Annotated in this window: 15 protein-coding genes; 3 read left to right on the forward strand and 12 right to left on the reverse strand. The window is 72.8% G+C overall.

Annotated elements, in window-relative coordinates; all coding sequences use genetic code 11:
- Positions 1 to 77 precede the first annotated feature (77 nt).
- From GQS52_RS28190 to GQS52_RS04150, 5 genes are all read right to left on the reverse strand, one after another.
- Positions 78 to 2786, reverse strand: a complete 2709-nt coding sequence (locus GQS52_RS28190; protein ID WP_182311706.1) for a tetratricopeptide repeat protein — start codon at positions 2784 to 2786, stop codon at positions 78 to 80.
- A gap of 496 nt (positions 2787 to 3282) precedes the next feature.
- Entirely contained in the window at positions 3283 to 3555 is a 273-nt protein-coding gene (locus tag GQS52_RS04135) for a hypothetical protein (RefSeq protein WP_182311707.1), read from the reverse strand.
- Between the two features lie 161 nt (positions 3556 to 3716).
- On the reverse strand, positions 3717 to 5084 hold the full coding sequence (locus GQS52_RS04140; protein WP_182311708.1) for a hypothetical protein: 1368 nt from the start codon (positions 5082 to 5084) through the stop codon (positions 3717 to 3719).
- Between the two features lie 6 nt (positions 5085 to 5090).
- Entirely contained in the window at positions 5091 to 5420 is a 330-nt protein-coding gene (locus tag GQS52_RS04145) for a hypothetical protein (RefSeq protein WP_182311709.1), read from the reverse strand.
- Positions 5421 to 5620: 200 nt separating this feature from the next.
- A complete protein-coding gene (locus GQS52_RS04150; protein WP_182311710.1) occupies positions 5621 to 6040 on the reverse strand; it encodes a DUF2809 domain-containing protein in 420 nt (139 codons plus the stop codon).
- A gap of 734 nt (positions 6041 to 6774) precedes the next feature.
- Here GQS52_RS04150 and GQS52_RS04155 point away from each other — a divergent pair.
- Together GQS52_RS04155 and GQS52_RS04160 are read left to right on the forward strand one after the other, a co-directional pair.
- Positions 6775 to 9210 carry an SdrD B-like domain-containing protein gene (locus GQS52_RS04155; protein ID WP_259371033.1) on the forward strand — a complete coding sequence of 812 codons (2436 nt, stop codon included), beginning with the start codon at positions 6775 to 6777 and terminating at the stop codon, positions 9208 to 9210.
- Positions 9211 to 9530: 320 nt separating this feature from the next.
- Positions 9531 to 10205 (forward strand): hypothetical protein, encoded by a 675-nt coding sequence (locus GQS52_RS04160; protein ID WP_182316191.1) that lies wholly within the window; start codon positions 9531 to 9533, stop codon positions 10203 to 10205.
- Positions 10206 to 10212: 7 nt separating this feature from the next.
- Here GQS52_RS04160 and GQS52_RS04165 read toward each other — a convergent pair whose 3' ends face one another.
- A complete protein-coding gene (locus tag GQS52_RS04165; RefSeq protein WP_182311712.1) occupies positions 10213 to 11568 on the reverse strand; it encodes a right-handed parallel beta-helix repeat-containing protein in 1356 nt (451 codons plus the stop codon).
- Positions 11569 to 11655: 87 nt separating this feature from the next.
- Between GQS52_RS04165 and GQS52_RS04170 the strand changes: the two genes are divergently transcribed.
- Positions 11656 to 12807 carry a Dyp-type peroxidase gene (locus GQS52_RS04170; RefSeq protein ID WP_182311713.1) on the forward strand — a complete coding sequence of 384 codons (1152 nt, stop codon included), beginning with the start codon at positions 11656 to 11658 and terminating at the stop codon, positions 12805 to 12807.
- A gap of 124 nt (positions 12808 to 12931) precedes the next feature.
- Here GQS52_RS04170 and GQS52_RS04175 read toward each other — a convergent pair whose 3' ends face one another.
- The 6 genes from GQS52_RS04175 to GQS52_RS04200 form a co-directional block, all read right to left on the reverse strand.
- Positions 12932 to 14236 (reverse strand): DUF4190 domain-containing protein, encoded by a 1305-nt coding sequence (locus tag GQS52_RS04175; RefSeq protein WP_182311714.1) that lies wholly within the window; start codon positions 14234 to 14236, stop codon positions 12932 to 12934.
- A gap of 104 nt (positions 14237 to 14340) precedes the next feature.
- Positions 14341 to 14922 (reverse strand): hypothetical protein, encoded by a 582-nt coding sequence (locus GQS52_RS04180; RefSeq protein WP_182311715.1) that lies wholly within the window; start codon positions 14920 to 14922, stop codon positions 14341 to 14343.
- A 124-nt stretch (positions 14923 to 15046) separates the two neighbouring features.
- Positions 15047 to 15715: a hypothetical protein gene (locus GQS52_RS04185; RefSeq protein ID WP_182311716.1), complete on the reverse strand. Its 669-nt coding sequence runs from the start codon at positions 15713 to 15715 to the stop codon at positions 15047 to 15049.
- 193 nt (positions 15716 to 15908) lie between these two features.
- Complete coding sequence (locus GQS52_RS04190; protein WP_182311717.1) at positions 15909 to 16253, reverse strand: hypothetical protein; 345 nt, start codon at positions 16251 to 16253, stop codon at positions 15909 to 15911.
- Positions 16254 to 16288: 35 nt separating this feature from the next.
- Complete coding sequence (ctaD, locus tag GQS52_RS04195; protein WP_182316192.1) at positions 16289 to 18025, reverse strand: cytochrome c oxidase subunit I; 1737 nt, start codon at positions 18023 to 18025, stop codon at positions 16289 to 16291.
- 639 nt (positions 18026 to 18664) lie between these two features.
- Complete coding sequence (locus GQS52_RS04200) at positions 18665 to 19489, reverse strand: TrmH family RNA methyltransferase (protein ID WP_182311718.1); 825 nt, start codon at positions 19487 to 19489, stop codon at positions 18665 to 18667.
- Positions 19490 to 19512 lie beyond the last annotated feature (23 nt).

Genomic DNA, 19512 nt, shown 5'->3' on the forward strand with positions numbered 1-19512 from the left:
CCTTGCCTTTGCTTTTGCGGCCCGCCGCGGACGGCGGTACGGCGGGCGGTGCCTCATCGGTGCGCCGGCCCGGACCGTCACCAGTGCCCGACGGTCGGGCCGCGGTACTCCTCGGGTTCGACGGAGCTTCCTTCGCCGTGATAGCTCGCGGCGGGGTCGAGGGCGTGCGCGAGCGCGTGGGCGTCCTCGGGCAGTTCGGGTTCTGAGCGGCCGCGGCTGAGGTGTTCGGGGCCGAAGGGTTCGGAGTCGAGGCGTTCGGGGCTCCGCACTGCGCGGGGGCCTCCGGGCGGCGGGCCGGCCGCTGCGCCCGGCGGGGCGTCGCCGCCGCGAGCGCGGGGCAGGGACGGGGCGGCGACCGGCAGGGGGGCCGGGGGCGGGAGCGGCCGGAACGGGTGCCCGCGCAGGGCCGTCCACCGTCCGGAGAGGCCGCCGAGGGCCGCCAGGTCCTCCTCCACGCGGCGGGCCTGCCGCACGTCCTCGCGCCGCAGCAGTCCGGCCGCCGACCTCCAGTCCTGCCGGGTCAGGCGCAGGCCGCGCAGAGCACGGACACCGGGCACGTCGATGTGCAGCAGCCCGCTGTTGTAACGGGCCCGGGCCTCGCCCTCGCGGTCTCCCGCCTCCCGGAAGCACTCCGCCGCCCGACCGTAGGCGCGCAGCGCCTCGTCCGCCGCACCGCGTGCCCGGTGGACGTTGCCCAGGCCGAGCAGTGACCGTCCCGCGTCCCCCACCGCGTCCGCGCCCTCCGCGGCCTCCGCGCCCTCTCGCAAACGGAGGGCTTCCCGGTGGCACCGCAGTGCGGCGTCGTGCTCCTGGCGGCGCAGGCGGAGGGCACCGAGCCGGTCGAGGAGGGCAGCACGCACCGGGCCGTCCCCGGGCAGGTCGTACGCCTCCAGGGCAGCCGTGAGCAGGGGGACGCCCCCGGCCGCGGCCCCGCGGTTTCCGGGCCCGGGACCGTCCCCGGTCCTCTCCCTGTCCCCGGCGGCGCTCTCGCCCTCGCCGGTGCGGTCGTCCTCCTGGAGGGCGGACAGGATCAGGCCGCGCGCCCGTTGCCGTCCCCGTTCGTCCCCGGTCTCCCGGTGGGCGCGTTCGGCCCCGGCCCAGCAGCCGGCCGCCTCGGCGAGGAGTCCTTGCTGCATCCGGCACCTGCCGAGGGCCTCGAGGAGTCCGGCCAGTGCGGGCCGGTCGTCCGAAGCCCGCGCCGCCTCCGCCGCCGTCAGGTGGACGGCCTCCCAGTCGTCGCGGTGGCCGCGCAGGTCGAGGAAGGCGGTGAGGCCGCGGGCGAGGTCGAGGGCGTGGCGGTGCTCCCCCGCGCCGTGGGCGTACCGCACGGCGGCCACCAGGGCGGGCCGTTCGGCGTCCAGCCACCGCACGGCCTCGCCGAGGGCGGGGAACACTCCTCGGGGGACGCCCGTGCGGGCCTCGTCCAGGTCGCGGTGGCCGCGCAGTCTGCGATCGGCCTCGTGGACGGTGGCGGCCCAGTGCGCGAGCAGCCGTCCGCGTGCGGTGGCGAGTTCCGCCGCCGAGCCGTCCGTGCCCGCCCGGTCCGCCGCGTACCGGCGGACCGGGTCCGGGAGCCGGTAGCCCTCGTAGGGTGCGCAGACCCGCAGGAGCCGGGCCCGGCGCAGGGTCTCCAGCCGCTTCCTGGCGTCGGCCCGGTCGAGGTCAGCCAGGGTTGCCACCGCGTCGACGCCCAGGTGGGGGCCGGGATGCAGCGACAGCAGCCGCAGCAGCCGCCGGTCGTCGTCCGCGAGTCGGCGGTGGGCGAGGTCGAACGCCGCCCGCAGCCCCGGGGGGTCGGGGTGTCGCGGGCCGGGCTCCGACGGGCCGGGACCTGACGCGCCGGGACCTGACGCGCCGGGACCTGACGGGCCGGGGCCTGACGCGCCGGGATCTGCTGCGGCGTCCGCGGCGGGGCGTGTCCGCTGCCGGGCCGCGGCCTTCCCCAGTTCGTCCGCCAGTTTCCGCACCGTCGTACGCGGTCTGTCGACGAGGGCGGTCGCCGCGACGGCCAGGGCGAGCGGCAGCCGGCCGCACAGTTCGGCCGCCTCCCGGAGGGCGCCCGGGTCGGTGAGCGTACGCGGGTCGGAGGGGTCGGCGCAGGTGACGATCTCCGTCATCAGGGTCGCCGCGTCCTCCAGCGGGAGGGGGCCGAGGTCCAGGCGGCAGGGTCCTTCGACTCCCGGCAGCGGGCCGCGTCCGGCCACAAGCATCCGGGCGGCCCCGTCGGGCGGGACCAGCGGCAGTACCTGCCCTGCGTCGGACGCGCCGTCAACGACCACCAGGAGCGGGCGGCTCCCCGTCCGCGCGCGGTGAGCGAGCATGTCCCGGTAGAGGGCGGCGCGTTCCGCCCGCCGTGCCGGTACGCGTTCGGGTCCGGCTCCCAGTGAGCGCAGGAGCGCTCCGAGCGCGTAGTGCGCGGCACGGTCGCCGGAACCGCCGCCGCTGTCACTGTCGCGGGCGGTCCGGTTCCCGGGCTTCGTGCCGTCTGGCAGGTGCGTTCCGCCGTCGTGCAGGTCCACGTACAGGATGCCGCCGAACCAGCCCTTGTTGTACGCGGTGCGTGCCACGTGGCAGGCGAAGGCCGTCCTGCCCGCCCCCGGCGGCCCCGTGACGACGAGGTCGGCCGCTGCGCGCGTTTCCCCGCGGGCCCCCGCCCGCTCCCCCGGGCCCGGCTCCGGCTCCGGGTCCGCCGGGGCGCTCACGGGCCGCAGGCTCTCCAACGCCCGGCGCGTCTCGGCCTCCCGGCCGATCACCTTGCCGGTGTCGGGCGGCAGTTGGCCCAGCACTTCGGGCAGCGCCCACGGGTACGGCGTGCCGGCGGCTCCAGCCGGTCCGGGGAGACCGGAGAGTCCGGGGAGACTGGGGAGACCGGGGAGACCGGGGAGACCGGGGAGACCGGTCGCACCGGCTACGGGCTCCCGCCCGGCCGGACCGTCCGCGCGCCGGCGCCCCCCGTGCAACACCTCAGCCATGCAACGGTTCTATCCATCCGTCCGGCCGGAAAACCCGGCCCCACCGGCGCCGGGAGCCGGGGACCGCACGATGCGGGAACGACCGCTCCCCTGCACCGTGCGGCCCCCCTCCACGGCTTCGTCCGGTGTACGGCGGAGCCGCGGGGGACGTGGGCCGTGCGTCGGGTCCGGGCCAGGAAACCGGCCTCGGCCCACGGGTCGGCGTCCCCCGGCGTGGTGGGGGGAAGCCGCCCGAGCGGGTCCTCCAGCACGGCGACCCGCTCACCACCCGCTCACCACGCGCTTGCCGCGTGCTCCGCCCGGGACGGGATCACCAGGGGTCGTAGACCTGGCTCACCCAGGCGTAGCGGGCCGCGGCGAGGACGAACAGGGCCGCCGGGGCCGCGAACCACCTGCGGCCCAGCCACCGCAGGGCCACCGGCAGGACGGTCAGTGCCGCCGTCGCCACCGCCACCCCCATGCCCAGCAGTGCGCCGATCCCTGCGCCGTCCAGGGCGTCCCGGTCCCACCGGTCCTCGGGGACCATGACGAACGCCAGGAGCACACAGCAGGCGGCCAGCAGGTTCAGCGCCACCAGCACCACCGCGCTCAGTACGGAGGCGGCTCTCGACGCCGTGCGCGGTGCAGGTGCAGGTGTCGGTCCCGGACCCGGTCCCGGTGCCGGTGCCGGTGCCGGTGCCGGTGCCGCCGGATCCCCCTCCGCCCGGCGGTTTCCCGCCGGGCCGCCTTCCGCCGGGCCAGTGCTCACTGCAGTGCCCGCCTCGCCTTGTCCAGGTTGGCCTCGAAGTCCTGCCCGTACGCCTGTGCCTGGTTGTTCTGCCAGTAGGGGCCGCCGTTGTAGCGGGAGGCCATCTCCTTGTACTGCTCCGGGGTCATCTGCTCCGGAGGGACGTCGACGGCGGAGCTCTCCGCCTTCAGGTCGGCCAGGTACTTGGCCGAGATGAAGAGGTTCTGCGCCGGGTCCTGCAGGGCGCCGCGGATCTCGTCGCGCTGCTCCTCGGAGAGGTGCTCCGGGTCGTAGCCGAGGACTTCCGCCGCGCGCCGGATCTGCACGGCCATCGGACCGTAGGAGGTGTTGTCGCGGTCACCGCCGAGCGGTCCGGGCAGGTTCTCCGGCGTGATCGGGCTCAGGTCGCCCTCGGCGAGTTCGCGCGCGGTCTCGGTGATGTTGTCGAAGATGTAGGGCTTGCCGCCGACCTCCTTCAGGGCGATGCCGGCCAGCAGGTCCGGAGGCAGACCGTTCTCCTCCGCCGCCGCCGTGATCAGCTCCTTGTTGTCCCTGATCCACTGCTCGCGGTCCAACTCGTCCATCAGCCAAAGGCTTTCGCCCTCCGGCAGGGACTTGAGCCGGTTGCGGATCTCCTGCAGGGCCGGGGAGACCTTGGCGTCGCCCGCGCCGGAGAACGGGTCCTTGTCCGGGTCGTCGCCCTTCAGGTGGACGTTGGGGTCGTTCTTCGCCTGGGTCTCCTCGTCGAGGAGCGAGGTGACCCAGCCCTTGAGGTCCTCGCCGTCGGCGAAGTCCCCGCCGCGGAAGTCGGGCAGGGCCGCGTGGGCCGCGGCGAGCTTGGCCACGCACTCGCGCCGGGCGTCCTCCTCGGTCTTCAGCGCCCGGCCGAACGCGGCGTCCGCGTCGCCGTGCACCCGGTTGGCGTCCTCGCGGATGGAGTCGGCGTCCACTCCGATCTCGGCGACCCAGTCCCAGAAGCCGGTGGTGGCCCGGATGTCCTCCCAGCGCCGCATCGGCTCCGCCGCCTGCGCCGTGGGGGTGATCGCCTTGGCCACCGAGGAGACCAGCCGGTCCAGTTCCTCCTCGGCCGTGATCCCGTCCTTGAGCTGCGACTGCGCCAGCTCCACGGCGTCGGCGTAGCGCAGCAGGGCGTTGCGGGCCAGCTGGAACCCCTCGGCGAGGTGGGTCACCAGCCCGGCCACCTGCGTCAGCCGCTGGTCGAAGCCCTCGCGGGCCTCGCTCTCCCACTGCGTGCCGCGCGCCTTCTTCACCGCCGGCTCCACGGATTCCAGCAGTTCCCTCATCCGGCCGAACTCGGCCGCGTTGCGCTCGATCAGGGCCGGCGTGCACTTCTCGATGTGCTCGACGTCAGCGTGGTAGGCCATGGCCGGTCACCGGTCCCCGGGGGCCACGTACTGCCCCGCACCGAGGATCTTGTCCAGGTCGGCCTGGACCTTGCCGTCCACCCGGACGTAGTTGCTGCCGGTGGCCTTGAGTTTGGTGGACAGGGCCGTCAGCAGGGCGACCAGGTCCTGGTACTGGTCGTCGGCGAACTTAGCGAACTCCTCGACCTTCCTGCCCACGTCCTGGTGGGAGCGCGGTGCCCGCGCCGCCGTACCGGTGTCCCCGTCGAGCCGGCCGGCGTGCAGCAGGCCGGCGATCTCGATCAGCAGGTGCGCGCTTCCGTCGATCGACGAGGCTTCCGCGGAGAATTCCGTCATCCTTCGATCACCCCCGTGGTGTGCGGGCGGGGTGTCGGTGTCCCGCCCGTCGTTCCGCCGGAAACACTATGGCGGAGCATCACGGCCCCGACCACCTCCGCGGCGGCCGTCCGCAAAGGATCTTCACTGTTCCTGCGGCTGCGGACACCGGATCCGTCACAGTCGCGCCGTCACGGGTTGCGCCGTCACGGGTTGCGCCGTCACCGCTCCCCGTCGACGTTCCGCCGCCGCTTCGCGACCGCCGTGTGGACGAGCCATCCGGCCGCGGCGCCCGCCGCGTACCAGAACAGGTCGGGCGCGTTGAAGGTGGAGCCCAGCACGAGCCGGGCGAGAACGCTGTGCCGGGACAGGTCCGCGGGTATTCCGGTGAGTTGCAGGAACTCCACCGCCCAGCTGAACGCCAGTGCGATCCCGGCCGCCACCGCGGGCCGCACCCGGGGCACGACCAGGACGACCAGGGCGTGGACGAGGACGGTGTAGAGCGCGTCCCCGGCGTACTCGGCCGCGTCCCCCTCGGCAACCGCCCTGGTCGCCAGTCCGGCGGTCACCGTCACCGTCGCGGCCCCGGCCGCCGTCGCACGGACCCGCAACGCACCCGCGCTTCCCCCCGAACCGCTCATTCCGGCGAGTCTAGTCTTCCGGGCCAAAAGCAAGGAGACGGGCTGTCGCAGTCGACCGTGTAGCGGATCCGGCGGGCTCCGCTGTTCCGCGTGGACGGGAAGAGCCGGATACAGGCCATGGCCGGCTCCCGCTTCCACCTGCATTTTCCCCCGGGCGGCGCGGATTCGACGGGACCGGATTCAGCCATTGCTTCAATGTCGCACGTTCTTCCGGTCGCCATTCGTCGGACGCCCGAAGGCTGTCGCGGATTCCGACAATGCGAGAAGTTCCACTGGCGACGGCGAGACTTCGGGGGATACGATATCGCGCGCTGCCCGCGACGACGGTCGGCGAGTTCGGGGCGGGTCGGGGCGGGTCGGGGGCGAAGACACCGTGATTGAGCTGCACAAACGCGCAACCCGGGGTGGTCCTGACCGAGATTGCGAACGCGCGTTCGCTTTCCTGACCCGCAATGCCTGCAACTCAAAGAAAATATCTTCATACGATCATCGCAAAGCGGTCCACACAACAGCAGTGGGCCCTTTTTCTTCCGTGCTGTTCGCGACCGGCGTCTGCGCCCGGCGTCCCGAAGTGGACGTACAGCGAGAAGCAAGTGCTTCGTTCTCACGACAAGAGAAATATGGAGTGTGATGCCATGAACCGACTCGGCAGAGACTCGCGCCGGTTGGCCCGGAGGCGCGTGGGGCCACCGGCGCGCATCGCGTTGTCCGTTCTCCTGCTGGCGGGCGGCGCCGTGGGAAGGACGGCCGGACCGGCCGCCGCTTCGGCCGCCGACGGCACGCTGACGGTTCAGGTACTGCGCGACTTCTTCGGCACCGGCGTGATCAACACGACGATGGACGTGCCGCAGCGGGGTATGCGGGTGAAGGTCTCCGACCCCGCCGGGCACGCCGTCACCGGCGTCACGGACGTCACCGGAAAGGTCGTGGTGTCGCAATCGGCCGCGCTGAACGGCGGCCGGTACCGCGTCGACGTCGGCATCCCGGCGCCGTACAGCGGCTACCTGCGGGCGGCGCCCGCCTCGACGGCGGAGAACCACTTCGACAGCTTCACGTCGTTCGTGGACGTGTCGGAGGGAAAGAACGCCTCGGTGGTGACGGGGGTGTGGAACCCGGCCGACTACGCACTGCCGGACTCGCGGTACTTCGTGCCGATCCACAACGGCGCCAACGGGACCGACAACCGGGCGTTGGTGGCGTTCGGCACGAAGGTCCGGGGCACGTGCCCCACCGACACGGCGTGCCCGACCACGCTGGCCACGCAGGACCAGGTGGGCACGACGTTCGGGTTGGCGTACGACAAGTACCGGACCCGGCTGTTCCAGAGCGCGTTCGCCCGCCGGTACGCCCCGTACGGGCCGCAGGGCGGGGGCGCGATCTACACGGTGCCGGTCGACGGCTCGGGTGCGCCGAAGCTGTTCGCGCGGGTGCCGGACGCCGCGGTGACGCGGCACGACACCGCCAACATGATCAAGGATCCGGGGTTCACCGACGCGCCGGGCAAGGAGAGCATCGGCGGCCTGGCCCTGTCGGACGACGGCTCCACGCTGTACGCGGTGAACCTGCGGACCCGCAGCCTGGTGAGCTTCGACGCGACGGGGGACACCGCCACGGCGCCCGGGTCGACGGTCCCGATCCCGGACCCGGGGTGCGCGAGCCCCGACGACTGGCGGCCGTTCGGCCTCCAGGTCCACAACAACACGCTGCACGTCGGCGGCGTGTGCAGCGCGGAGAGCACGCAGCGGCGCGCGGATCTGAAAGCCTTCGTCTCCACCTACGACGGCAAGCGGTTCACCACGGTGCTGAGCCACCCGCTCACGGCCGAACGCGGCAGCGTCTTCGGCCCCGGCGACAGGGCCACCCACTGGAACCCGTGGAACACCGACCTGGAGACGTGGGACGACCGGAAGTCGGGCAACGTCTTCATCGACCCGCAGCCGGAGCTGGCCTCCCTCGCCTTCGCCCGCGACGGCTCGATGATCCTGGGTTTCCGCGACCGGTTCATGGACGTGCTCAGCTGGGGAGGGCTGGATCCCCGCCCGGGGAACGACACGGCGGAAAGCGGCATGTCCGGTGGTGACATCACCATGGTCTGCGCCACTCCCACCGGTGAATACCACTGGGAGGGCACCGGGAGCTGTCCCAACCACGCCACCCCCGCCAACAACGGCGGCCAGGCCGCCGACGTCGTCGAATACTTCCCGGGCGACTTCTACGCCAACGCGCACCAGGAGACCGCGCTGGGGTCGGTGGCCTACATCCCGCAGCAGCAGTGGGTCGTCAGCACGGAGTTCGACCCGGTCCGCGACGTCGCGACCTCGGGGACCGGATACCACGACATCGCGACCGGTGAGGGCCCGGGCAACAACCCGACCGCCAACGGGTTCCAGTTCGTCAGCCGGGCACAAGGCGGGTTCGGCAAGGCGGGCGGGCTCGGTGACATCGCGTACGCGGCGGCGAACGCACCGGTCCAGATCGGCAACGTCGTGTGGTTCGACGGCGACCGCAACGGGATCCAGGACCCGGAACACGTACTGCTGCCGGGGGCGACGATCAACCTGCTGGACGCGGACGGCAAACAGGTCGCCACGACCAGGACCAATGCCGCCGGCGAGTACTACTTCGGCGGTGTCGGCGCCGAGTACGAGCTGACGCCGGGCGCGAAGTACACGGTGCAGTTCGACGTGTGCACCGCGGACACCGGCCAGGTGCCCGAGCAGCCCCCGGCGAGCGAGCTGAGGTTCACGCTCCCGCGGGCCGGTGCCGACCGTGCGCACGACTCCAATGTGACCCCGCCGACCACCGGGCCGCTGTGCAACGGCTACGCGCCCGTCACGGCGCCGGACAAGCCGGGCGGGGTCGACCACACGATCGACGCCGGGGTGTACATCCCGAAGCAAGCGCCGACCCCGACCCCGACCCCGACTCCCACACCGACACCGACACCGACGCCGCCCGCGGCTTCCGCACCGCCGCCGCCCGCGCCGCCTGCCGACCGCCCGGCGCCGCCTGCCGACCGCCCGGCCCCGCCGGCCGGTGGAGGCGGGGGTTCGCTGGCGAACACCGGCACACCCGGGCTGACGGAGATGATCGGCATCGTCGGTCTGCTGGTGGGCACGGGCCTGGTGATCGCGTTCGTGACCCGCAACCGTCACGCCCGGCACCGCTGAACCGACCGCACAACGGTGTTCTGCCCGTCCGCGGCCCGGACGGCGCGGACGGGCGGATCACGTCTCGGCCGGTCCACGCGGGCCGGCCCCCTCGTGGTCCGCCACCGGACCGCAGTCCGGCCGCCGCGAGCCCGCGGCGGCCGGACGGCGCGGTGAACGAAAGGAAGAATCGGAGAATGTCGGCGTCGAACCGCGTGCAGAGCGTGAGAAACCGGCAAGCCGCATCGGGACGTCCGGCCGACCGGCGCCGACGGCCGCGGTCGCGCCGGGCCGCAGCAGGCATCGGCATCGCAGCCGTCGCGGTGGCCGCTGTGGCCGCGGTGGCCGCGTTCCTGGTCGTCGACGGCGGCTCCGGCGGTCCGCGCCCGCTGACGACGGACGAGGCGAACCGGCTGGCGATCACGCGATTCCGCAACCACCAGGCGCAGGGCCGCGCGGTGACGATCACCGTGCCGGGCGCTGCCGGCGGGCTGACCGTCACCGGGTCCGTCGACTACCGGCGCAAGGTCGGTTACGGCGTGGTGCACGGCACCGGGCGCGACGAATCCGGCGACGGGCTGATCCGGTGGACGCCCACCTCGGTGCACATCCGTCCGATGGCGGACGCCCCGGCGCACGCACCCGCGTCGCCGCCCCGTTCGGGCTGGTACGACCGTCCGCTGCTGTCGTCCGGCAGCGCGCTGGACACCTCCCTGTCCATCGCGCTCGGTCTCGGCGGCGACCGGCCGGACAACGCCGAACTGCTGCCGCAGAACGGCGCCGCCTGGTGGGGGCGGGAGCAGGTGGACGGGCGCCGGGTGGACGTCATGGCCGGACCGTCCTCCCCCGACCGCTCCGGCACGGCGGGCAACGTGCGCTACTGGATCGGCTCCGACGGCACCATGTACCGCGTCCGCGTCGACGTGGATTCGCAGCCGGAGCCGGTGGTCATCGACTTCGACACCCACGCGTACGTTCCGGTCGAGCCGGTACCCGGGACCGCCCCGGCCCGGTGACCGCTGTTCAGGGCGTCCGCACCAGCGCGTTCGCGGCGAGCAGGGACGCCGGCGGCAACCGGACGCCCTCCGTGCTCGGCAGGTCCGGGACGGGCGGGACGACGGTGGCGCCCGCCGTGGCGGCGTCGGGGAACTGCGGCTGCGGAGCAGGCGCCGCGACCTCGGTGAACGGGACACCGCCGGGTGCCGTCGGCGCCGCCCACGTGCCGGCCGGCGAGGACTCCCCTGCCGGGAGCGGGCAGGCCGCGGTCGTCGCGAGCCGGGCGGGCACGGTGGTGCGCAGATCGTTGCCCCGCAGGCAGTTGCCCCGTCCCCGCGTGGCGGTGGGGAACGTCCAGCCGATGTCGACGCCGTTGCCGGTGAACGTGTTGTCCACGATCCGGTTGCCGACGGGAGGTATGTCGGAGGTCGCGGTGATCACCAGTCCGGCGTTGCGGTTGCCGGTGATGCGGTTGCGGACGAACCGGTTTTCGCTTCCGCCGTCGATGCCGGCGCCGATGCCCCACCCGCCGTCGGCCTGCTCCGGGGTGGCCGTCTGCTGGTTGGCGGCGATCAGGTTGCCCGCGACGACGGAGCCCTTCTGCGGGAGCAGTTTCTCCTGGTGGTTCGAGTTGGTGGTGAGTCCGACCCGGTTGCCGACCAGGCGGTTGCCGACCACGTACATGTCCCCGCTGGCGTTGGTGCCTTCGTAACCGACCGCGTTGAGTTCGGCGACGTTGTCCCGCACCACGATGTTGCAGGGCTTGCACTGGCCGACATAGATCCCCGAGTCGGCGCTGCCCGACGCGTACGAGTGCTCGATGACACCGTTCCGGGCGGAGAACGCGTAGATGCCGTACAGGCCGTTGCGGGTCGCGGTCACGTGGGAGACCAGGAACGACTTCAGGAAGGTGACGGGCTCGTCGCCGGTGTCGTAGCCGCCGCTTCCCCCCGGCAGGCCGGCTGCCGCCTTCGCCGAACCGGTGACCAGGATCCCGTTCTGCGTGTTGTTCCGCACGGTCAGGTTCTCCACGGCCACCCCGGGCGCCGAGACGACGACGCCGTTCGGCTGCTGCAACCGCCCGTCGACGACGACCTTCTCCCGGGACGAACCGCGAAGGGTGATGCGCGCCGTGTCGATCCTCACCGACTCGTGGTACACGCCCGGCGCGACCAGCACCAGGTCACCGGGCCGCGCCAAGGACACCGCGTCCGAGATCGTCGGGGCGTCCGCAGGTACTTCGATCGTCACGTGCGCACCGGCCGGACGCCGGCCCTTGCCCGATCCTCCGCCGCCGTCGCCGCCACCGTCGCCGCCGCAGCCTGCCACCAGTGTCAGCGTGCCCGCTAACGCCGCCACCGCGCGAAGAGTTGATCGAGGCATGGGCCCAGTCTGGCACGCCGCCCAATTCCCCACCAACATCACAAGATTGACGGGCACGCACGATTCGGGTGTGGCATTCTGCACCCCATGCGTCGAGCCGATCACCACCCGTCACGCCGCATGTTCCTCAATGCCGCCGGCGCCGTGGCGGCCGCCGGGTGCGCATCGGGCTCGGTCCGGCCGGACCGGCACGCCCCTGCCCCGAAGGCCACGCCGACGCCGGTTCCGGCGACGGGCCGTCACCAGGCGGGCATCGTGCTCCCCCGGCCGGCCCAGCCCAACCTGCTCGCCGTGGTGGCCGACCTCGGTGCCTCCGTGGCTCCCGGCCCGTTGCTGGCCGAACTCGGCAGGGCCGTCCTCTCACTCACGGCGGGGACCGACACGCGGCTGCTGGGACTGCCGCCGGGCGACCTCACCGTGACCGTCGGCGTGGGCCCCCGGCTGGTGCGCACGGCCGGGGCCTCGCTGCCCGGCACGGCCGACCTCCCGCGATTCTCCCGCGAGCGGATCGCCCCGCAAGCACGCGGCGGCGACCTGCTGATACAGATCTGCGCCGGCGACGCGCTGCTCCCGCCGGTCGTCGCCGCCGCGCTCCTGGACCAGGCCGGCGACCGCGTCCGCGAACGCTGGCGCCAGTCCGCACGCCGCGGTACGAACGTGTCCGTCGGCAACGGCCTCACCGCGCCGCGCAACCCGCTCGGCTTCATCGACGGCATCGTGGGCCCGCACACGACCGCCGAACAACAACGCGACCTGTGGCTGGCGGGGCCCCCTGCGGTCGCCGGCGGCACCCTCGCCGTAGTGCGGCGCATGGAACTCGACCTGCCGCGGTTCGCCGCCCTGCCCGTGGCCGAACAGGAAGCGGTCCTCGGACGGCGCCGGGCCAGCGGCGTCCCCCTCTCGGGCGGCACCGCCGCATCGGGCCCGGAACTCGGGGCCAAGACACCGGACGGACGCTATCTCGTCCCCGCGGACGCCCACGTGCGCAGGGCGCACTCCACCGTGGTCGGGGTCGGGCACATGCTCCGCCGCTCCTACAGCACCGACGAGCCCGCCCCCGGCCTGCTCTTCATCAGCTTCCAGAACGATCTGCGGACCTTCACCGCCACCCTCACCCACATGGACGCCTCCGACGCGCTGCTGCCCTTCACCACCACGACCGCCGGCGCGACATTCCTGATCCTCCCCGGCTTCAACCGGCAACACCCGCTCGGTTCGCAGTTGTTCGGACGATCATGATCAGCTCGGGGGCGGGGGGCCGCAGTCCCCCCGCCCTGCCCGCCGGTGTGCACACGGCGACGCACGGCCTGCCGTCCCGGCACCGCCGGCCGTCCGGCCCGCCGTGTCCCGCGGCTGCGACCCGTCAGAGTGCGGGGGCGTCCTCCATGTCGGTGGCGAGGTCGAGCGCCTCGCGCACCTTCTGCGCCTGCTTCTGGCCGGAGTGGTCGTAGGCGGTCCCGTAGGAGAGGTAGAAGTCGTCGGCGGTGGTGGCCCTGCCGGCCCCCTGCCAGCCGGGCAGGCCCTTCTCCAGTTCGGCGACGAGCTCCGTCACCTGCTTGCCGGCCTCCGGCGACCAGTCGTCGGCCTTCAGGTCGCGCACCGCGTCGGCCTGGGCCTTCGCCGCGCGCGCGGCCCACTCGGTGTTGGCGGTGAGGTCGTCCTCGGGCTCGGCCTCCGGGGTGGCCAGCTGGACGTCGTAGAGGGGCTTGACGGCCTCGAGGTAGGCGGTCTGCTCGTCGGTGAGGGTCGTCCCGTCCTGGCGCAGCGAGCCCTCGAGCCTGTCCCCGGAGCTGCTGAGGAAGCACAGGACCTCGCGGTCGCCCCTCGCCCAGCTCGTGCTCTCCGGGTGGTAGTAGGCCACGTCGACGTCGTCCGCGTAGGACCAGGTGTCCATCATGTAGCCGCTGACCAGTTTCATGCAGCGGTCGTCCGCGATCTTCTGGACCTCCTCCATCCCGGGGAAGGAGGAGTGGCCCTCGATGTCGAAGGTCGCGTACGCCTCGCCGTCGTGCGGCTCGTCGCAGGGGACGAGCCCGACACGGAGCTCCGACTGCCTGCCGTCCGCGTCGTCGATCCGGCCGGCGGCACGGCCGTTGAAGCAGTCCCCCTTGCGGATGTCGAAGACCGAGGCGGAGGTCGCCTCGTCGACCCTGCCGTCCTCCCCCCGCTCCGGCTCGGAGAGGGCGGCGACGGTGAGGCCCACGGTCGCCAGCAGGACGACCGCGCTCGATATCGCCACGGCCGCCACGGCCTGCCCCTTGCCGCGCTGCCCGCTGCGGGAGATCCGGACGAGCGCGACGATGCCCAGGACGAGCGCGATCGGTGTCAGGCCGACGAGGAACGACATCACCAGCGCCACGATCGCCAGGGGGTCCATGCGCGGCAGCGGCTGCGGCTGGAAGGGCGGCGGGGTGCCGTACGGCCCCGCCTGCTGCCCGGGGTACGGGCCGGGGTACGGACCGCCGGGCTGCCCCCCGTACGGACCGCCGGGGTGTCCCCCGTACTGCCCGGTCTGCTGACCGCCGTACTGCCCGGCCGGCTGCCCGTCGTACGGGCCGGCCTGCTGCCCGCCGTACGGGCCGGTGCCTCCCCCGGTCGGTGGCGGCGGAAAGCCGGTGTTCCCACCGGCAGCCCCGGGATTGCCCCGGGGATCACGCGTGTCCGGCATGGCCGTACGAACTCCTCGCGTCTTGGCGGTCGGTGTGTGGGGGGACGGCGGTCCTCCGGTCGCACCGCCGGGGGCCAAGACTTCCACACCGCCCCGACAGCCCGTCACCCGGTTTCCTGCTCCGACCGGCCGGCTGTTCCGCAAGGCCCGGAGAGCTGATCGGTGTCGCTCGTGTCCCCGTCCTTCCAGCGGCAGAACGGCTCGAGGCGGAAGACGGCGGGAGCCACCGTCTCCAGGGACCGGGCGAACTCCACCGCCAGTTCGGCGGCCATGGCCTCCAGGTCCTCGCGCCTGTGCACCTCCTCCTTCGGAGGGGAGTTCGGATTCCTGTGGTCGAAGCACTTCACGACGACCTCGCCGCCCGCCGGTTCGAAAAGGAGGGTCCGGTCCACTCCCTGCGGGTACAGGTAGATCTCCACGGGAGTCCCGGACCGCAGCCCCTCGACGAGTTCAGGAAGCTCCTCGACGAACGAGGACATGTCGTAGCCGATGTCGAACCCCCAGTCCTGCGTTCCGAACCCTCCGATGCGGAACCGGGCGTCCGTCTTCGCGAGGGCGCTGCAGGCCGTCATGGCCAGGTAGACGTAGTCCTCCGGATCCTCGAGGGGTTCGTCCTCCCACGTCTTCCGGACAGGCCCGGAGGGCGGAACGAAGGAGAAGCCGAAAGACCGCCGTGCGTCCGTCATCGAATCCGCTCCTCACGGGAAAGGGAGCAGCGTCCGGGCCGCCCTGCGCATCAGGATGCACCTTGCCTCCGGAAGCAGCCGGGGCCGCCTCCGGAGGCGCATCCGCGCGTGGGAGCGGACTCCCTCACGGGTGGGGCTGGGTGTGCTTCAGGCGGACGGGGAAGGACTCGACCAGGGTGCCCCATCCGGCACCGGGAAAGTGGACGGTCGTCCACGAGCCGTCGGCGAAGCCGAATTCGAACTCCCCCGCACGCACGTCGCGTCGGTCGCGCAGCCACGTCACCTGCGCGCGTTCCAGACTCAGGCCGAGCACGGCCTCGCCCGGCTCGCCGCTGAAACGGGCCTGCTCGACGTACACGACGTGGAGCCGCAGTTCGGTGAGCAGCAGGACGCACGCCACACCCGTGGAGGCCACGGGCGCCAGCGCCGCGGCCATGGTTCCCGCCGTGCTGCCCCATCCCCCGAAGAAGGGCTTGCCCTTCTGCCGTTCACGGTCCTGCCAGGCCTCGTACAGCCTGCCGGGAGCGTCGGCCGGGTTCAGGCTCACGCCCGAGAGGAGCGCAGCGCCGGGCAGGCCTACCCGCACGAGCCAGTCGCCGGGCGAGTTGCGGCCCTGGAAGACCGCAGGCCGGTGCTTCTTCGGCGGAACGGGCATGTGACAACCGGGGACCACGCCGTGGCTGTCGAGAGCGTTCTCCCCCGGCGGCAGTGCCTGTGCCGCCAGCCTGCGGACGTCGGCACCGACCGGCTTCAGCCGGGTGCCGCCCATCCGCAGGGCTCCGAGGATGTTCACCTGGGTGAGGGTACCTTCACCGGCTGCCGATGCCGGGGGCTTGTCACGCACGTGCTTCTCCCGGGCGTCGAGAAACCGGGGCGGCTCCGGCTGCCGTATCGGTTCGGGCGGTCGGAGAGGGCGGAAACCGGAGGGGCCGGGCGAGCCACAAGGCTCGCTCGGCCCCTCCGGTCCTGTCCGTCCGCCGCGTCCCTCAGCCGGTGCCGGCCAGGAGCAGCACGAACACGGTGGTGAGGGCCGGGATCACGGCCGCGGCGGTGCACCAGGTGGCCAGGCGCAGCTGCCGGTAGCGCTCGTTGTACTCGCCGCGCAGCTCGGTCGCGCGGTCGGCTATGCGCTCCAGGGTCTGACGGGTCAGACGGCGGCGGTCCTCGGTGTACAGGCGCACGATCTCCTCGCGCTGGCCGCCGGTGAGCCAGGGCATGCGGGCGGCGAACTCCTCGGCGTCGTGGCGGGCGCTGCTGCGCTCGGCCTCCAGCAGCAGGTAGCCCTCCAGCTGGTTGATGCCGTCGGAGGCTTCCTGTCGGGTGGCGGACATGGCGGACTCCTCTCCTCGGATGGGCGGTGCGCCGGTCAGCGGGCGGTGTCGGTCGCGGGTGCGGCCGGCACCTCGCGGGCTGTGTGGCCGTCGACCCCGTCCAGGGCGGCGATGTCGGGGTGGTGCAGGTCGAACGCCGGGGATTCGGAGCGGATGCGCGGCAGGCGGGTGAAGTTGTGCCGCGGGGGCGGGCAGGAGGTGGCCCACTCCAGCGAGCGGCCGAAGCCCCAGGGGTCGTCGACCTCGACCTTGGGCGCGTACTTGGCGGTCTTCCACACGTTGTAGAAGAACGGCAGGAAGGACAGGCCGAGGAGGAACGAGCCCATGGTGGAGATGGTGTTGAGCAGGGTGAAGCCGTCGGCGGTCAGGTAGTCGGCGTAGCGGCGGGGCATGCCCTCGACGCCGAGCCAGTGCTGGACGAGGAAGGTGGCGTGGAAGCCGGCGAACAGGGTCCAGAAGGTGATCTTGCCCAGGCGCTCGTCGAGCATCTTGCCGGTGAACTTGGGCCACCAGAAGTGGAATCCGGCGAACATGGCGAAGACGACGGTGCCGAAGAGCACGTAGTGGAAGTGGGCGACCACGAAGTAGGTGTCGTGGACGTGGAAGTCCATCGGCGGGGAGGCCAGCATGATGCCGGTCAGGCCGCCGAAGAGGAACGTGGCCATGAAGCCGACCGCCCACAGCATCGGGGTCTCGAAGGACAGCGAGCCGCGCCACATGGTGCCGATCCAGTTGAAGAACTTCACTCCCGTGGGCACCGCGATGAGCAGGGACAGGAAGGAGAAGAACGGCAGCAGGACCCCGCCGGTGGTGAACATGTGGTGCGCCCACACCGACATCGACAGGCCGGTGATGGTCAGGGTGGCGCCGATCAGGCCGATGTAGCCGAACATCGGCTTGCGGGAGAAGACGGGCACGACCTCGCTGATGACGCCGAAGAACGGCAGCGCGAGCACGTAGACCTCGGGGTGGCCGAAGAACCAGAACAGGTGCTGCCACAGCAGCGCCCCGCCGTTGGCGGAGTCGAAGATGTGCCCGCCGAACTTGCGGTCGTACTCGAGGGCGAACATCGCGGCGGCCAGGATCGGGAAGATCAGCAGGATCAGCACGCTGGTCAGCAGTACGTTCCAGGTGAACACCGACATCCGGAACATCGTCATGCCCGGGGCGCGCATGCACAGGATGGTGGTGATGAAGTTGACCGCGCCGAGGATGGTGCCGAAGCCGGACAGGCCGATGCCCATGATCCACAGGTCGGCGCCCAGGGTCGGGGTGTGGACGGCGTCCGACAGCGGGGTGTAGCTGGTCCAGCCGAAGTCCGGCGGGCCCTGCGGGGTGAGGAAGCTGGCGGCCGCGATGAGCGAGCCGAACAGGAACAGCCAGTAGGCGAACATGTTCAGCCGCGGGAACGCCACGTCCGGGGCGCCGATCTGCAGCGGCACGATCCAGTTGGCGAAGCCGGCGAACAGCGGGGTGGCGAACATCAGCAGCATGATGCCGCCGTGCATGGTGAACGCCTGGTTGAACTGCTCGTTCGACAGCATCTGCATGCCCGGGCGGGCCAGTTCCGCCCGCAGCACCAGCGCCAGCACACCTCCGATGCAGAAGAACGCGAAGGAGGTGACCAGGTACATCGACCCGATCTTCTTGTGGTCGGTGGTGGTCAGCCAGGCCACCACCGCGTTGCCCGGGGCCTTGCGGCCGCGCACCGGGCCGTCCGGCCGTGCCGGAGCCGCCGGCTCCGGGCCGACCGCGGCCGACGGTCGTTCCATGGATGTCGTCATCGCGATCCGTTCCTCCTGCTGCCTCGGCGCCCGGAGCGCCCCGCGGCTGCGGGTCAAGGGGATCGGCCTCGTGGGTCGGGGCCGGGGTCGCGGCGGGCGCGTTCCCGCGCACACAATGACGCACGGTCCCTCGGGACCAAGGGCCCGGGCTTGACGGCCCATCCACAGGTCCCGGGGCGGGAGGCGGCACCAGGGACCTGTGGCCCTGTCGGGCGACCGACCGGCCCGAACCTGCCCGCAACCCCTGCCGTCGGAGGCTGACGCGGGGCCATGATGGGCACTCCGGCCCGGCCCCAGTCTCGCACCGGCCCTGCCCTGGCCCTGCGGCGCCTCCCGCACGGGGCCGGCCCGGAACCGCTTCACGGCGCGCTGCCCCCGCGCGGGCCGTCCGCTCCGTCCGCGCCGAGTGGCGTGCCTCGGCCCGGCCCCGCTTCCACAGGACGTCGGCGGCGAACTCGGCCGGGCGCACGAAGGTGAAGTCGATACCGGACTCCTCCACGGCCTGCTCCACCGTGCGGTGGTACTCACCCGCTGTGGTCGCCGCCGGAGGTGTCGAGCACGGACCAGGAGGAGAGCACGACGAGCCGTGCGGAGGGGCCGTGCGGGGGGGCCTTGTGGGGGGCCGGTTCAGCGGCCGCCCGCCGCCCGCCGCTGCCGTGCCGCCTCGTAGAGGACGGCCGTGCCGGCGTTGGCGGCGTTGAGGGAGCTGGCGGCGCCGTGCATGGGGATGCGGACGGTGCGGTCGCAGCGGCTGCGCCAGGCGTTGCTGAGGCCGGTGGTCTCGTTGCCGATCAGCAGGAGCACGGGGCCGGTCAGGTCGGCGGCGTCGAGGGCGGTGTCGCCGTGCTCGTCGGTGCCGACGACGGTGACGCCGCTGCCCTCCAGCCAGGCGAGGACCCGGTCGGGGGCCGCGACGCGGACTGCGGGGAGGGAGAAGAGGGAACCGGTGCTCGCGCGCACCGACTTGGGGTCGTAGACGTCCGCGGCGTGCCCGGTGACGATCAACCCGTGGGCACCGAACGCGTCGGCCGAGCGGAGCAGCGAGCCGATGTTGCCGGGGCTGGTGGGACGGTCGAACAGGACGCCCAGGAACGGGGTCTCCGGCTCCAGGGGGATGCGGGCCAGATCGTCCGGCGGCAGGGCGACGACGGCGATCAGCTCGGCGTCGCCCTCCTCGCGTTCGCTCAGCTCGGCGAGGAGGGCCGGGTCCATCTCGACGCGGTCGCCCGGGACGTCGGACGCCAGCAGGTCGCGCGCCCAGCCGGAGAGCCGGCGGCCCGCCGGGTGAAGCAGGGCGCGGACCGGCCAGCCGTGCTCGACGGCGAGCGTGACCGGGCGGACGCCCTGGACCAGGAACTCCCCGGACCGCTGCCGCTTGGTGCGGTTGGTGAGGAGGGACTGCCACTGCTGGAAGCGGGCGTTGCGGGTGGTGATCCGCTGGACTGTGCGCACCCGGTCGAGGGTACCGGGCGCGC

Source organism: Streptomyces sp. SCUT-3 (assembly GCF_014083985.1).
GTDB classification, from domain to species: Bacteria; Actinomycetota; Actinomycetes; order Streptomycetales; family Streptomycetaceae; genus Streptomyces_H; species Streptomyces_H thermolineatus.

Coding starts and splice junctions, on each gene's coding strand:
- GQS52_RS04175 (WP_182311714.1), bottom strand. CDS start 14,236: ATGCCGGACACGCGTGATCCCCGGGGCAATCCCGGGGCTGCCGGTGGG.
- GQS52_RS04180 (WP_182311715.1), bottom strand. CDS start 14,922: ATGACGGACGCACGGCGGTCTTTCGGCTTCTCCTTCGTTCCGCCCTCC.
- GQS52_RS04150 (WP_182311710.1), bottom strand. CDS start 6,040: ATGAGCGGTTCGGGGGGAAGCGCGGGTGCGTTGCGGGTCCGTGCGACG.
- GQS52_RS04140 (WP_182311708.1), bottom strand. CDS start 5,084: ATGGCCTACCACGCTGACGTCGAGCACATCGAGAAGTGCACGCCGGCC.
- GQS52_RS04190 (WP_182311717.1), bottom strand. CDS start 16,253: ATGTCCGCCACCCGACAGGAAGCCTCCGACGGCATCAACCAGCTGGAG.
- GQS52_RS04165 (WP_182311712.1), bottom strand. CDS start 11,568: ATGCCTCGATCAACTCTTCGCGCGGTGGCGGCGTTAGCGGGCACGCTG.
- ctaD (WP_182316192.1), bottom strand. CDS start 18,025: ATGGAACGACCGTCGGCCGCGGTCGGCCCGGAGCCGGCGGCTCCGGCA.
- GQS52_RS04170 (WP_182311713.1), top strand. CDS start 11,656: ATGCGTCGAGCCGATCACCACCCGTCACGCCGCATGTTCCTCAATGCC.
- GQS52_RS04145 (WP_182311709.1), bottom strand. CDS start 5,420: ATGACGGAATTCTCCGCGGAAGCCTCGTCGATCGACGGAAGCGCGCAC.